Annotated in this window: 9 protein-coding genes; 4 read left to right on the forward strand and 5 right to left on the reverse strand. The window is 72.5% G+C overall.

The window, feature by feature from the left end; translation table 11 throughout:
• Nucleotides 1-302: 302 nt before the first annotated feature.
• On the reverse strand, nucleotides 303-995 hold the full coding sequence (locus MXD62_RS20655) for a hypothetical protein (RefSeq protein ID WP_248831150.1): 693 nt from the start codon (nucleotides 993-995) through the stop codon (nucleotides 303-305).
• A 339-nt stretch (nucleotides 996-1,334) separates the two neighbouring features.
• Complete coding sequence (locus MXD62_RS20660; protein ID WP_368862426.1) at nucleotides 1,335-2,537, reverse strand: DNA methyltransferase; 1,203 nt, start codon at nucleotides 2,535-2,537, stop codon at nucleotides 1,335-1,337.
• Nucleotides 2,538-2,865: 328 nt separating this feature from the next.
• Between MXD62_RS20660 and MXD62_RS20665 the strand changes: the two genes are divergently transcribed.
• Nucleotides 2,866-3,696 (forward strand): patatin-like phospholipase family protein, encoded by an 831-nt coding sequence (locus tag MXD62_RS20665; protein ID WP_071059397.1) that lies wholly within the window; start codon nucleotides 2,866-2,868, stop codon nucleotides 3,694-3,696.
• A gap of 150 nt (nucleotides 3,697-3,846) precedes the next feature.
• On the opposite strand, the gene MXD62_RS20670 is transcribed toward MXD62_RS20665, so the two are convergent.
• On the reverse strand, nucleotides 3,847-4,719 hold the full coding sequence (locus MXD62_RS20670) for an LLM class F420-dependent oxidoreductase (protein WP_020458637.1): 873 nt from the start codon (nucleotides 4,717-4,719) through the stop codon (nucleotides 3,847-3,849).
• Nucleotides 4,720-5,724: 1,005 nt separating this feature from the next.
• Between MXD62_RS20670 and MXD62_RS20675 the strand changes: the two genes are divergently transcribed.
• Nucleotides 5,725-8,214 carry an EAL domain-containing protein gene (locus MXD62_RS20675; protein ID WP_308301294.1) on the forward strand — a complete coding sequence of 830 codons (2,490 nt, stop codon included), beginning with the start codon at nucleotides 5,725-5,727 and terminating at the stop codon, nucleotides 8,212-8,214.
• Complete coding sequence (gene aat, locus MXD62_RS20680) at nucleotides 8,205-9,170, forward strand: leucyl/phenylalanyl-tRNA--protein transferase (RefSeq protein ID WP_248831153.1); 966 nt, start codon at nucleotides 8,205-8,207, stop codon at nucleotides 9,168-9,170. Before MXD62_RS20675 ends, aat begins: the two co-directional genes overlap by 10 nt.
• A 43-nt stretch (nucleotides 9,171-9,213) precedes the next feature.
• Here the strand turns inward: aat and MXD62_RS20685 are convergent, their stop codons facing one another.
• A complete protein-coding gene (locus tag MXD62_RS20685) occupies nucleotides 9,214-9,951 on the reverse strand; it encodes a class I SAM-dependent methyltransferase (protein WP_248831154.1) in 738 nt (245 codons plus the stop codon).
• A 507-nt stretch (nucleotides 9,952-10,458) separates the two neighbouring features.
• On the opposite strand from MXD62_RS20685, the gene MXD62_RS20690 reads away from it, so the two are divergent.
• Nucleotides 10,459-11,904: a pyridoxal phosphate-dependent aminotransferase family protein gene (locus tag MXD62_RS20690; RefSeq protein WP_248831159.1), complete on the forward strand. Its 1,446-nt coding sequence runs from the start codon at nucleotides 10,459-10,461 to the stop codon at nucleotides 11,902-11,904.
• A 53-nt stretch (nucleotides 11,905-11,957) separates the two neighbouring features.
• Here the strand turns inward: MXD62_RS20690 and MXD62_RS20695 are convergent.
• The coding region (locus MXD62_RS20695; RefSeq protein WP_248831155.1) for an ATP-dependent helicase at nucleotides 11,958-14,153 on the reverse strand (2,196 nt) is incomplete at its 5' end.

Raw genomic sequence — 14,153 nt, forward strand, 5'->3', positions numbered from 1 at the left:
GTTGCCGGGGTTTTGTGCCTTCTGGCGGATGGCGGCGTTGTCGGCAGGCTGTTGGGCGGATCGGCTCTTTCAGCTACGACTTCCCTCATCAGGTGCGGATCGCAGCTGATGGCGGAGAGCCGTATGTGTGGTACCTCACTATCTCGCCGGCCTTTCCGGATGGTCGTGTCCGTCCCGATCTCCACCGCGCGCCGCTCGGCCGCGGAGCGCCCTCGAAGCGAGTTGTCTGAGCCACTCCATGCGCCGCTCACGCAACACGCTTCGGAGCGGCCCCCACCCGACTCGCCGCGATCCGGGTCGCGTCAGAGGCCTCCGATTGTCACGTAGGCGGTGGTGACTATCGCTGCCGCTACGAGCGCGGCGGCTACGGTCTGTGCGGGGGTGTGGCCGTCCAGCTCGTCGTGGTCGTCCGCGGTGCCCGCCGCGTGGGCCTCTGCCAGCCGTGCCTTCCTTGTCTGGACGCGCGCCCAGGCGATGACGGGCACCGCCGCCCAGGTGAAGGCGAGCACCGAGCCGTACACGAACGTGACGACGGTGGCGCAGCTCGCCGCGGCCGCGACATGACCGCTGATTTTCCAGAACCGCGTGATGGCGGTGAGGATGAGCGCTTCGGTGATCATCGCGGCGTACACGGTGACGATGTCCTTCGGCGCGTCCGTCGCGCGGAGCAGCACATAGCCGACGGCAACCGACGCGCAGCCGAACAGCATCGGCTGCATCCGTTTGCTGCGCTCCGGCACATGGTGGTCGGACCAGCGGCGCTGGCGGACGCCGAAAAAAACGAAACTCATCGGGACGACCGTGCCGAACAGGACGGCGATGACTCCCGAGAGAACGCCGTGCCCGAGATCTCGCGCGTCGTGCTGGGCGACCACCGCCAGCAGCGCGGTGACGAGCACGGTGGGCGCGGCGACCTCGGTGATGCCGGAGGCGAACCGCGTCGCGGGCGTCCGCTCCCCCGAGTTCACCCGCCTGCCCCGGCCGCCCGTGTCCATCGCCGTGCTTGTGGCCGTATCAGCGGACGGGTCCGGCGCCGTTTCTCCGGTCGTGTTCCGGTTCTTCTTTCCGTTATTTCCTCTGGTCGGGCTGCTTGTCGTTGTCGTCGTCACGGGATACCTGTCTGAGTCGGTACTTTTCGACGCGGGACGGATTGCGGCAAGATCGTCGGGGGCCAGGCGACCGGGGGAAGGACGGCCAGACACGGATGGACGGCTCGAACTGTCGATACCGCCCTACGAACCGGTCGCGCCGGCCGATTCGATGCTAGACGAGTGGCGGCGAGGCACGGGGCAGCTGAGGAGCGCGGGCTGACAGCCCCGGGTCAGAGCGGCGGATCAAGGCCGGCGGGCCCGGACGTCGAATTCGAACAGGGCCTTGTTTGAGTTCCGCTTGCGAATAACCTCCACCTCGACGTCGGCGTAGCCGAGCTCGCGCAGCATCAACGCATACCAGTCCTGAGCAGGGACACCGTGGCCGTAGAACGTCGAGTTCCCCACGATGTAGGAAACCTGCCCGCCGCGTTTCACCAGTGGTGTGACGGCCTGGAAGTGCAGCCACATGTCGTGGTGGTATTTCCGCACATAGGTCGCCAGCAGCGGCCCGTTCCGGTCGCCGTCGGCCGCGATCCGCGCGCAGACGGCCTCCAGCGCGTCGTCGACCGGGGTGGGCGTGGCCGGCGTCCAGGAGCGCAGGTTGGACGTGGCGCTCCCCCAGGTGCCGCCGATCGCGCGCCAGTCCAGCTCACCGGCGTCGCCGGCGCGGTCGAGGTAGCGCAGCCAGTACATGTACGGCCGGAGCTCGCGGATGTAGGACATCCGGTTCACGTAGGGCGGGCTGGTCAGCACGAGATCGGTTTCGCGCAGGTCCGGCACGACGGAGCGCGAGTCGCCCTCGTAGACGGCGGCGGAGCCCGGCAGGTCGACCCGGGCGGATTCGATCAGGGCTGCCGCCTCGGTGCCGAACAGCGCGATGGTGGCCGTGGCCGTGTCCGGGTCGAAGGAGCCGGGCCGGGTCTCGCCGGCGGCGGCCTTGAACGACATGGACTGATGATTGAAGGCCGCGTTGCTGACGGAGATCAGTACCCGGCACAGTGCGATCTGCAGGAGATCACCCGCCGGTCCTGAATATGCGTCGAGCGCCGCCCGGAGTGCGCGCAGCGCGTGCAGCGCCCCGGGGCTCCACCATTTCTCGATCCGGAAGATGTTCGGCTGCCACAACTCGGTGTCACGGCCCATGCGGGCGGCGGCGTCCCCGGCATCGGCGGCCGCGGTGGCCGCGTCCGCAAGGGTCTGCCGCGGGTATTGGCGGACCTTGGCCCGCCCCAACCAGACGAGGAAGGGATTGAGATCGGCGCTCTGGCCGTGATGGCCGAGCTCGGCCGCGGCGAGCGGGGTCGTCCCCGTTCCGGAGAACGGGTCGGTGATGACCGAGCCGGCGGGCAGGTGGGAGATACGCCCCCGTACGAGCCGGACTCCGTAGGCGGGCGTGAGCCGCAGCCAGCCATGCCGCCCTACGCCCCGGTTCGCCCGGAATGTCATGTGCTCGTTGCGCGCGTGGGACGTCCGGTCGGCTGTCGTACTCACGTGGCCTCCAGGAGAGGGCCGGCGGCGTGGGGAGAGCCCCGGCTCGGGGCTCCGCAGTATGCGCGAGGGGGCCCGGGACGCTTGCGCGGGGGCACGAACGGTCTGGGGCCGATCTGGCCTGGTCGCTGTCCTGTGCGCGACACCCAAACGATCACCATGCCGCAATGGCATAGCCCGATTGGGTGATTTCGGTGGTGCCTTGCCACCTCCGGTGCGTAGTTCCCAAAAGCCCTTCAGAAAGCGACGGACCCTGACGAGGGCCGTCGCGGAGAGGTGTGTCTGGATGCGGCACGCGCTGGTCCTCGGCGGCGGAGGCGTGGCCGGCATCGCCTGGGAGATCGGCCTGTTGGTCGGTCTCGCCGAGGCGGGCGTCGACGTCACCGACGCCGATCTCGTCGTCGGCACCTCGGCGGGCTCCGCCGTGGGGACGATGATCAGCAGTGGCGCGGACCTCGACCTGCTGTACTCCCGGCAGATCGCTCCCGCCGACCCGACCGCCGAACCGACGGTGAATTTCGATTACGGCGAGCTCATGTCGACCCTGGCCCAGGTCACCGCGGGCTCGCGTGGCGCACGCGACGCCCGCGCCCGGATCGGCGCCTACGCGCTCGCGGCCGAGGTCGCCTCGGAGGAGGACCGCTGGCAGATCATCGCCGGGCGGCTGCCCGTCCGCGAATGGCCGCGGCAACGCCTGGTGGTGACAGCGGTGGACGCCGAAACGGGTGACTGGGTGGCCTTCGACCGCGACTCGGGCGTCCATCTGGTCGACGCGGTCGCGGCCAGTTCCGCGCTCCCCGGTGTGTTCCCGCCGGTGACCGTGGATCACCGCCGGTACGTGGACGGCGGTATGCGTTCCGTGATCAACGCCGATCTCGCGGAAGGCCACGAACGGGTACTGATCGTTGCGCCCATTCTGGGCATGGGCATACCCACCGAGGTACGGCGGCTCGAACGCGCGGGCAGCCGGGTCCTCGTCGTGGCCGCGGACGAGGCGTCGCGGGCCGCCTTCGGCTCGAACATCCTCGATCCCGCGATCCGCGCCGCGTCCGCGCGGGCGGGGCGGAACCAGGCAGCCGCGGTCGCGGACAGCGTCCGCGAGCTGTGGAAGGACTGATCCGACAAGGTCCGCGTACAGATCCCCGTACAGCAGATCCCCGTACGACAGGTCCGCGCACGACAGGTCCGCGCACCGGCGCCGGCGGGCCGCCGAGCCCGCCGGCGCCGGCACGGACACGAACCCCGCCGACGCCGGCCGCCGCCGGCCTCAGATGTCCGCGGCGGCGGGGACGACCCGCTCGCCCAGGACCCGTAGCGGCTCGACGTCCCAGATGTCGGCGACGCCGCCGATGGCCACCGAGATGCCGAGCTCGGCCAGTTCGCCGAGCTCGTCGAGGATGCGCCCGACGTTCTCGCCCGACTTGCCCGGGTCGAAGCGGTAGTAGCAGGTCTTGACGATCTCGTCGTAGTCGCGGCCCTCGGCGTCGCAGTGCCGGCGCAGGACGTCGAGCTTGTGCGGCAGGTCAGGGCCGGAGAAGAGGTTGCAGGCCTGCCCGTACTTCGCTACCAGGCGCAGCGTCTTCTTCTCCCCACCCCCACCGATCATGATCGGCGGGTGCGGCCGGGTGAGCGCGGCGGGCGAGTTGAGCGGCCGGGCGAGCTGGTAGTGCTTGCCCGTCCAGGGGCTCTCGTCGTCCGACCACATCCGAAGACAGATCTGCAGGGTCTCCTCGAGGCGCTCGAAGCGCTCGGCGACCGGGGGGAACGGGATGCCGAGCCCGACGGACTCCTGCTCGTTCCACGCCGCGCCGATTCCGAGCATCGCCCGGCCCCCGGAGAGCACGTCGAGGGTACTGATGATCTTCGCGAGGATTCCGGGCTCCCGGTAGACGGTGCCGGTTACCAAGGTCAGCAGGGTCGCCCGGCGGGTGTGCGCCGCCAGGAAGCCCAGGGTGGTGTAGGCCTCGAGCATGTCGTTCTCGGGCGGGCCGACCATCTCGATCTGGAAGAAGTGGTCCATCACCGCCAGGTAGTCGAAGCCGGCCTCGTCGACCTCACGGGCGACCTCGGCGAGCGCGCGGCCCAGGTCGGCAGGCCCCTCGGGCCGGGTGAAGTCGGGAATCTGTACACCAAGTCGCACTTCTTTTTCTCCTCCGGGAGCTCACCGCGGGCCGCGTCGCCCGCGACCATGTCCGGTGGACGTCCGCCCCACCCGGCGACGTTCCCGCATCGGCGGGACAGCACAGGCCGGCGGGCACGGCGCGTTCGCGTCGCCACCGTCCCCGGCATCAAACCCCACCCGCCCGCACAGGCATTCCCCAACGGGCCAGCCCGCGCGCCGCCCACCCGGCCACGTTCCGCCCCCCATGCCCGCCTTGCGCCGCCCCCCATGTCCGCCTTGCGCACACCCCACACCCGCGCCCCGCGGCCACGATCCGAGCACACCCCACGGCCGCGGGCCGGAGCCGCCGTCGGGCCTCCACGACCTATGGCCCACAGCGACGGGCGAGGTGGTGCGCACAACGCCCACCCAGGCACCCGGCCACGGACCACCACCCGTCGCGACCTGCCAACACTCATGTATGAGAATTCCTCTCATGTCCGGGCTTGTCATTCGTTGCACCGGTCACAGCCTGTTCCGGCGACGCGACCCGGCGCGGTCCCGGTGGCGGGGTGCCCGGAACCGCCGTAGCCTTTTCTTTCGGGCGGATCGTTCCGACGGCGCGCCTGGGGGTGCCACGGCCCGTGCCCCGGCGCCCCGCGGTGCCAGCGGCCCACCCGCCGCGGGTGCGATCCCCCTACGAGCGGGCCGAGCCCGGCCCGGGTGTGCCGTGCACGCCCGCGCGCCGGCCGCGCCCATCGAGAGCGGTCCGGCCGCCGAGACCGGCCCAGTCATGTCGGTCACAGCGCCGCTTCCGCGATGCCCGCCCGGGCGCGAGCGCGCGCGTCAGTGCGCCGTCAGCCGGGCCAGGGCGCCAAGGTGGGGAGGAGACCTCTCCTGTACTCGACGCCGCCTGGTCCAGCCGCCCGTCACCACCGTGCGCGGCGGGCCGGTTCCCGGCCGGCCGGCCCGGATCCGGCGAGGTGACGCTTGACGATCTCGCCGCCGGCGCCACGCAGGTTCCGCCTGATCCGCCTGGCGCAGATGCTGTTGCTGCTCGCGGCCGTGCTGTTCGTGGCAGTCACGATCACCGGGACGCGGGGAAGTGAACCGGCCGTCGTCACGCTGCGGTCCTTTGTCACGCTCGTCTCGGGGCTGCTGTGCATCCTGCGTGCCGTCCTGCTGCGCGGTGAGCGGCTGCCCTGGGCACTGTTCGGCGCGGGGATCATCAGCTACGGCACGGCCAGCGTCTACTTCAGCCTCGCGGTCAGCGGCCCGGCCGAGGGGGCGGCGGTCGGGGTGTCGGCGGCGGACGTCGGCTGGCTGCTTTTCTATCCGGCCTGCTACGTGGCCGTCATCCTGCTGCTGCGCCAGCGGGTGCTGCGGTTCCACGCGAGCGTGTGGCTCGACGCGTTGGTCGGTGTGCTCGGGGTGGCCGCGCTCAGCAGCGGCATCGGCGCGCGCCTCACCACGGACGGCCTCGCGGACATCTCCTCTGTCGTGGTCGGCCTGGTGTACCCGCTCGCCGACCTGCTCCTCGTCCTGCTGGTGGTGACGGTCTTCGGGCTGCTGCGCTGGCATCCCGGCCGGGTGTGGTGGCTGCTCGGCGGCGGGCTCGTCGGCTTCGCCCTCGCCGACTCGTGCGTGTTCGTGCTGATGGCGGACGGCGACTACGCGCCGGGCGGCCTGCTGGACATCGTCTGGGTGCTCTCCCTGTTGGCCCCGGCGTTCGCCGCCTGGCAGCGCCAGCCCTGGCGGAAGCCCGCGCGGATGTCCGGCTGGAGCGTGATCGCGGTACCGCTGGTGCTGACCGTCCTCGCACTGGCGCTGCTGGTCATCGGCTCCATGATGGATCTTCCGCTGCTCACCGTGGTGCTCGCGGCGGCGACGGTCCTCACCGCGCTGGCCCGGGCGGCGATGACCTTCGTCGAGGTCCAGCAGCTCGCCGAGAGCAAGGTGCTCGCCCGCACCGACGACCTCACCGGCCTGACGAACCGGCGCGGGTTCATCGAGCGCCTGTCCACACTCGAGGGGAACATCGCCGACGGGGACTCGTTCGCGCTGCTCCTGCTCGACCTCGACCGGTTCAAGGAGATCAACGACTCGCTGGGCCACCATGTGGGCGACGCGCTGCTCGTCGAGGTCGGGTCCCGCATCGCGGGGGCGCTGCGGCCCGGCGACCTGCACGCCCGGCTCGGCGGGGACGAGTTCGCCGTCCTGCTGGAGCACGCCGACGCCGACACCGCCCGGCGGGTGGCCGACCGCGTCCTGGTGGCGCTGTCCGGCGCCTTCGAGGTCGGCGGGATGACCCTGCACGTCGGCGCGAGCATCGGTGCGGCGCTCTACCCGGACCACGCCGCCGACGCACAGACCCTGCTGCAGCGGGCCGACGTCGCCATGTACGGCGCGAAGTCCGGCCGGACCGGGGTGGAGTACTACCGCCCCGGCGCCGAGGTGAACACGCTGCTGCGGCTGGACATGATCGAGTCGCTGCGCGCCGCGCTGGGCACCGGTCAGCTCGAGGTTCATTACCAGATCAAGGTCGAGCTCGACTCGGGTAGGTCGCACGGCGTCGAGGCCCTCGTGCGGTGGCGCCATCCCACCCGCGGCCTGCTGACGCCCGAGTCGTTCGTGCCGCTGGCCGAGCAGGCCGGCCTGATGCGGATGCTCACGATCGAGGTGCTCGAGACCTCGCTCGCCCAGTGCCGGCGGTGGCGCGAGGCCGGCCTGGAGGTCGCCGTCGCGGTGAACCTCTCCGCCTCCGACCTGCTCGACCGCGCGTTCCCCGACCAGGTGCGCGGGCTGCTCGCCCAATACGAGCTGCTGCCGTCCGCGCTCGAGCTGGAGATCACCGAGACGACGCTGATGCTGGACCGGGTACGCACCGCGGCGGTGCTCGGCGAGCTGCGCGAGCTCGGCGTGCAGATCGCCGTCGACGACTACGGCACGGGCTACTCCTCGCTGGCGTACCTCCAGGAGCTTCCGGTCGACATGCTGAAAATGGACAAGTCGTTCGTGACGAGGCTCGAGGACGGATCCGGGCTGCGCCGCGCGAAGGCGGAGGCGATCGTCCGGTCGACGGTTGGACTCGCGCACGCGCTGGGCCTGCGGATCGTGGTCGAGGGCGTGGAGAGCGCGAGCACGCTCGACAAGTTGCGGAACTACGGCTGCGACGTCGCCCAGGGCTACTTCCTGGGGCGCCCGCGGCCCGCGGACGAGGTCACGGCGATGCTGTCGTCACCGGTCGTCCGGGCGGCGGTCGACACGGCCGCCGACGAGGCGACGACGGAGGCCACGACGACAGCGCAGGCGGCGGCGGAGGTGGCAGCTGAGGTGGTCGATGTGTCCTCGGCGGAGGCTGCGGGCGAGGCGGTCGCGGTGGCCCAGGCTGAAGCCCTTGCCCAGGCGGAGGCGGTCGCACAGGCGGAGGCTGCCGCCACGGCGGAGGCCGCGGCCAGGATCGCGGCCGAGATCGACGATCACGATGACGGCGGCACCGGCGCGCGAACCCCCGCGGGCCAGTTGTGGGGCTGACCCCGCCGCTACCCGAACCCCCCCGGTCGGGCTGGGATCATCCCCTGATCGAGCCATACCTGGAGCGGGCAGCCGCCTACGGACCGGTGGCGGCGGGCGGGGGGCTCACCCCCCCGGCGCTGATCGGCGCCTACCGCCGCGGGGCCTTCCCCTGGCCGGCGGACGACCTCGCCGAGGCGGCCGAGTTGCGCGGAGCACTGCGCGCGGCGGCCGCGCGCGGCGTCATCCCGCTCATCGGCCACGTGCCTGAACGCACCGCCGGTGCGGCTGGTGCGGCCGCCGCCGCCGGCGCGGCTGGCGCCGCCGGTGACAGCCCGGGTGACGACGTGGACCCGCCCTGGTGGTGCCCGGACCCGCGGACCGTCCTCGCGCCGGGCGAGATGCGGATCCGGCGCTCACTCGTCATCCGGATGCGCAACAGCACCTGGACCAGCACGCTCAACGAGTGCTTCGTGGACGTCGTCCGGGCCTGCCGCCGCGACGGGCCGCACCAGTGGATCACCGAGCAGCTGATCGAGGGCTACGCCAGGCTCCACGCCCTCGGCTGGGCACACAGCGTCGAGATCTGGGACGGCGACGCGCTCGTCGGCGGGATGTACGGCGTCCAGGTCGGACGGGTCTTCATGGGCGAGTCCATGTTCCACCGGGCCTCGGACGCCTCGAAGGTCGCGCTGGTCGACTTCCTCGACCGTTTCGGCCGGGCCGGCGGCGCGCTGCTGGACGTCCAGCTGACGACGGCGCACCTGACGACACTCGGGGCCCGGGAGGTGCCGCGCGCGGAGTTCCTCGCGACGCTGCGGGCCGTCCGGGACGACGAGGCGCGGATGGTCTGCGACCGGCTGCCCGTCTCCCGCCTGGCGCCGCCGCGCAAGCCGGGCCCCGCCGAGACCCGCCCCCCGAGACGCCCACCGGCGCCGCCCGGGGAGCCCGCCGACCCGGGCCGGGCCGCGCGGTGACGGCCGGGCCCGGAGGCCGGGGCTCTGGCAGGGCGCTAAAACACTAGATCTTGCGCAGGAGCATGGCGAGGTTCCAGGTGACGACCTCACGAGCGCCGGGGACGCGCAGGATGACCTTCGCCCAGTCCGGCAGGTAGCGCGGCATCGCGTCGACGACGACCACGTCGGAGCGCTGGTTGGCCCAGGCGAGGGTGCCGGCGACGGACACCGGGAACAGCGTCTGGCCGAACCGGTTCTTCGGCGGGCGGCCCTGCCGCTTCTCGAAGCGGTCGGCGGCGCGGTCACCACCGAGGTAGTGCCACGGCGCCGTCTCGTGCCCGCCCCACGGCGAGAGCCAGTTCGTGTAGCTGAGGAAGATCAGCCCGCCGGGGCGGGTCACCCGCACCAGCTCCGAGCACATCCGCCACGGGTCGGGTACGTGCTCAAGCACGTTCGAGCTGTAGCAGAGGTCGATCGAGTCGCTCCGGAACGGCAGCTCGAGCGCGCTCCCACGGATCCGGCCGGGCACATCGAGACCACCGGCCTCCATCTCGGAGACGTCGGGCTCGACCCAGTAGTACCTGGCGCCCGCGTCGAGGAACGCGGACCGGAAGTAACCGGGGCCGCCGCCGACATCCAGCACCAGCTGGCCGGACAGCGTCGTGTACCGGCGGAGCTGGCGGACGGAGTCGGCCGCGATGAGCGAGTAGAAACCGGCCGGGTCGACCGGCTCCTTGCGGTGCGCGCGGAACAGCGTGACCGACCGGGAGAGACCGAAGCCGGAGTACGGCAGGTCGCGCACGGCGGGCCGGTCCCCCGACGCCCGCCTGCTGGACGTTGGCGTGCTCGAAGCCGGCGCGCTCGACGTCGGGGGGCTCGAGGCGGACGCGGTCTCGGACATGCCGGGGACGATAACACTGTGCCCCCACAGGGTTGTCCGCCCGTGGCGGCGCCCGGCACAGCCGGCCCCCGATCAGAGCAGCCGGCCCGCCGGCCTCGCCCGCTCGGCCGGCGCAGAGCGGGGGAATCTCCGCCATCGGTGGAAAAAGCCCCTTCTCCGAGCTAATGTGCATACATAGATCTTCGCCGTGCGCCACGATCTTCGCAATACGATTTACGGCGCACCGGGCGGCACTCCGTCGTTTCTTTCGTTTCCCGTGACCCGGAGAGAATGTTTCCGGCGATCCTGAAAGGCCGGTGACGGCGATGGCGCCGATGCCCGCATGCCCGACCTGCGACCGGAAGTAGGAAGCCGGTGTCGCAGACCTCGGAATCCCTGCCCTCGTCCAGCGAACCGGCCCGCAGGCCAATGATCGATGTCCCGGCACCACCCACCACAGTCCGGACGGCATCGGTAACAAAACCGCTCTCCCCACAACAGATCTCCCCGCACCTGGCCGACCCCGCGGCGCCGGCCGCCCGCGAGGCGCCGCCCGGGCCCGCACCCGCACCCGGAGCCGGAACCCCCAGTCACGCCGGGACTCCCCCGGCCGGGCGCCCGCAGGCCCACGTCGGCGCAGGCATCCGCCACGTCCTGGCCCGGCCCTACGGCGTCATGGCGGAGATGGACCACATGCGCCGCCAGTCGCCGTTCTACGACTCGCGGGTGGACGAGATCGACGGCCGGCGCATTCGCATCGGCGACCGTTGGCTGATCGATTTCGCGTCCTGCAACTATCTCGGATTCGATCTCGACCGCGAGATCATCGAATCCGTTCCGGAGTATCTGGATCTCTGGGGAACCCACCCGAGCTGGTCACGCATCATCGCTAATCCACGACTGTTCGTGGAGATCGAGGAGACGCTGGCGGACCTTCTCGGCGCGCCGGACACGCTGTTACTCCCGACCATCAGCCATATCCACCTGTCGGTGCTGCCCGCACTCGTCGGCCAGGGCACCCTGTTCGTCGAGCTGCATGCGCACAGCTCGGTGCATGACGGCGCCACGATGGCGCTGGGCCGCGGCGCCACCGTCCGGCGCTTCCGGGAGGACCGGCTCGATCGGCTGGAACGCCGGCTGCGGGCATGTACCGCCTATCCCCGGGTCGTGGCGATCGACGGGGTGAACAGCATGACGGGCAACGGCCCGCCGCTGGCAGAGCTGCTCGAGCTGGTCCGGGCGTACGAGGCCGTCCTGTACGTCGACGACGCCCACGGCTTCGGGGTCATCGGCGAGCGCGCGCCGGACGAACCCACCCCGTACGGCCTGCGCGGCAACGGGATCGTGCGGCACCTGGGGCAGAGCTACGACGACCTGATCCTGGTCGGCGGGTTCTCGAAGTCCTACTCCTCGCTGCTCGCGTTCGCGACGTGCCCGACCGAGCTCAAGGACTTCCTGAAGACGATGGCCAACCCGTACATCTTCTCCGGCCCGCCCCCGGTCGCCTCGCTGGCGACCGCGCAGGTCGGGCTGCGGGTGAACGCCGAGCGGGGCGAGCGGGCGCGGGTGGCCCTGTACGGCCTCACCGCCCGCCTGTTGGCGGGGATCCGCGCGCTCGGGCTGACCACGCTGAACACCTCCGGCTACCCGATCATCGAGATCCCGCTGATCGACCCGGCGCGGGCCGACGCGCTCGGCGCTTTCCTCTACGAGCGCGGGATCTACGTGACGGTGGCGCCGTTCCCGCTGGTGCCCCGGGAGCAGGTCGGGGTGCGGATCCAGGTGACCGCGGCCAACACCGACGCCGAGATCGACACCCTCCTGGACGTCCTCGACGCGGCGGCGCGGCGCTTCCCCCTCGCCCGGATCGGCTGACCGCCCGGGCGCGGCTGGCTCGACGGATACGCCCCGGGCCAGCCGCCGCGCCGTCAGATCAGGCGGAGCTGGCGGCCGGCTGACCGGCGGCGTGCGGCGGCGGCTGTGCCCTGCGCGGCCCGCGTGCGCTTGTCGAGATGACGTCCGTCGATGGCGGAGAGGAACGCCGACGGGCCGGTGTCGGCCAGGTCGCCGCCGCGCCGGCGCCGGGCGGCATGGGTGAGGACGAGCTGGCGGCGGGCCCGGGTCATCCCGACGAAGAGCAGCCGCCGTTCCTCCGCCTCGGCGTCGGCCGACGGGCTCGACCCACCCCAGCGCAGCGGTAGCAGGCCGTCCTCGCAGCCGACGATGATGACGAGGCCGAACTCCAGCCCCTTGGACGCGTGCAGCGTGAGCAGGGAGATGCGGTCCGCCCGTGGGTCGAGCCCGTCCACCTCCGTCGCCAGGGTCACCGAGGTGAGGAACGCGCCGAGATCGTCCCCGGCGACCGCGGCCGCCGGGGCGAGCAGCTCCGCGGCGCGCCGGATCTCCGCCTCACTCGGCAGCCGTCCCGCCGGGACCCCGCCGGGCTGAGCGACACCGGGCGCGAGGGCGGCAGCGGTGCCGAGCTCGGTGCCGGCGGCCGCGGCGAGGTCGGCGAGCCGCGCGGCCGCGTCCCGTAGCAGCGCGGTGACCGTACGGGGCGCGGTGTCACGGCGATCGCGCAGCAGGGCGAGCACCGCGGCGACGGCCGGGACGTCCGCGAGCGGGGTGTGGGCATGCTGGCGGAACGGGAACCCGCGGCGCACCAGCGCGTCCATCACCGGCTCGGCCTGGCGCGCCGTCCGGTAGAGCACCGCGATGTCGGCGAACGACAGCCGGCCCCGCTCCGAGCCGTCCACGCCCGAGTCGAGGGAGTGGAACGAGGTGCCGCCGAGGGCCTCCTCGATCAGGTCGGCCACGGCGATGGCCTCCTCGGCCTCGCTCGCGCACTGCCGGACGACGACGGGGCCGTCCTCGTCCAGGCCGGTCACCGCGCGCAGCTCGCGGCCGGGCACGAAGGTGGTGGGCGCGATGGCGTCCAGCGCGGCACCGACGATGGTGGGCGTCGAGCGGTAGTTGCGGGTGAGCGAGACCCGCCGGGCGCCGGGACGGTCCTGCTCGAAGCGCAGGAAGAAGCCGACCTCGGCGCCGCGGAAGCTGTAGATCGCCTGGTCGGGGTCGCCGATCGCGCACAGGTCGGCCGCGGGCGGGCAGAGCTCGCGCAGCAGGCCGTACTGCACCTCGTCGATGTCCTGGAACTCGTCGACCCAGACGTGCCGCCAGCGCCGCTGGTACTCGGCCGCCAGGTCCGGGTTCGACCGCAGCAGCCCCAACGGCAGCGTGAGCAGGTCGTCGAGGTCGACCATGTTGCGATCACGCAGTGCGGCGTCGTAGCGGGCGAGCACCCCGGCGAGCGCGTGGTCCCGGTAGGTGCGCCCCAGGGCGCGCTGCCGCTTGAGCTCGGCCAGCTCCGCCGAGGCGCGGCGCCGCGCCTCGGGACCGTCGGCCCCGTGCATCGCCTCGTCGATCAGCTCCCCGCGGATGGCGTCGTCGGCCACCTGCACCCGTGGCGCCCGCGCGAGCGCCACATGCTGCTCCCGGATGATCAGCAGGCCGAGACCGTGGAACGTCGTCGCCAGCGCGCCGGCGCCGGGCCTCCCCGTGTCTCCTGGTGCCTCGTCCACGGGCGCACCGCTCGCGGACGCCGCCTCTGTGGGCGTGCCGTCCGCGGGTGTGTTCTCGGCGCGCGTCCCGGCCGGGCCTGGCGCGAGCAGGACGTCGAGCCGTTCTCGCAGCTCGCCGGCAGCGCGGCGGGTGAACGTGACCGCCAGGCACTGCTCGGCGGGCACGCCGAGCTCACGGACCCGGTGCGCGATGGCGTGCACGAGCGTGCGGGTCTTCCCGGTGCCGGGGCCGGCGAGGACCAGCATCGGCCCGCCGACGTGCTCGGCCGCGCGTCGCTGGTCGGGATCAAGCCCGTCGAGCACCGACGGCGGGCCGCTGCGCTCCACCGCGTCATCGCCCGGGAACAGGTCACCGGCTTCGGTGACCTTGGCGACGTCGGTAGCTCCGGCAGCTCCAGCGGCCTCGGGGACCTCGGCTGCTTCGGCGGCGCCGGGTGCGAGCGCGGTGCCGCCCCGGCCGGGGGCGCCGCCCCCGCGGGGGGCCGCCGGCGGCGCCCGGGGGGGGGCGGGGGGTGCGGGGGGGCACCGCGGGGCCCCGGGGGG

The organism is Frankia sp. Mgl5 (assembly GCF_023242985.1).
Lineage (GTDB): Bacteria > Actinomycetota > Actinomycetes > Frankiales > Frankiaceae > Parafrankia > Parafrankia soli.

Coding starts and splice junctions, on each gene's coding strand:
- MXD62_RS20675 (WP_308301294.1), top strand. CDS start 5,725: ATGCTGTTGCTGCTCGCGGCCGTGCTGTTCGTGGCAGTCACGATCACC.
- MXD62_RS20655 (WP_248831150.1), bottom strand. CDS start 995: ATGGACACGGGCGGCCGGGGCAGGCGGGTGAACTCGGGGGAGCGGACG.
- MXD62_RS20665 (WP_071059397.1), top strand. CDS start 2,866: ATGCGGCACGCGCTGGTCCTCGGCGGCGGAGGCGTGGCCGGCATCGCC.
- MXD62_RS20690 (WP_248831159.1), top strand. CDS start 10,459: ATGATCGATGTCCCGGCACCACCCACCACAGTCCGGACGGCATCGGTA.
- MXD62_RS20660 (WP_368862426.1), bottom strand. CDS start 2,537: ATGACATTCCGGGCGAACCGGGGCGTAGGGCGGCATGGCTGGCTGCGG.